Source organism: Corynebacterium sp. HMSC071B10, assembly GCF_001814825.1.
Lineage (GTDB): Bacteria > Actinomycetota > Actinomycetes > Mycobacteriales > Mycobacteriaceae > Corynebacterium.
In genome coordinates this window covers 1-262 of sequence record NZ_KV817965.1, presented here as the reverse complement: position 1 = coordinate 262, position 262 = coordinate 1, and the positions used below count along the sequence as shown (strand labels likewise).

Below are 262 nucleotides of genomic sequence, written 5' to 3'. Positions count from 1 at the left end.
CTCGCGTTGCTTCGCAGCGAAGAAGGCTGTCGCTTTTGACAAAAACTCGTTGTCCATCCGAGCCTCTGCCAGCTCACGGCGCAAGCGCGCATTCTCGGCCCGAAGGTCCGCCTCGCTCATCCCATCGGCAGAACCTCGGCGCTCCCGCTCATTTTTGACCCACTTGCCTAAAAGCCCCGGGGCGACACCGATCTCTCGGGCCACATGGGCGATCGGGCGCTGCGACTCAATCACCAGATTCGCGGCTTCACGCCGATACTCC

At 62.2% G+C, this 262-nt stretch carries 1 protein-coding gene; it reads right to left on the bottom strand.

The features are described 5' to 3' along the window. The coding region (locus HMPREF2990_RS12290; RefSeq protein ID WP_246817388.1) for a transposase at nt 1-262 on the bottom strand (262 nt) is incomplete at both ends.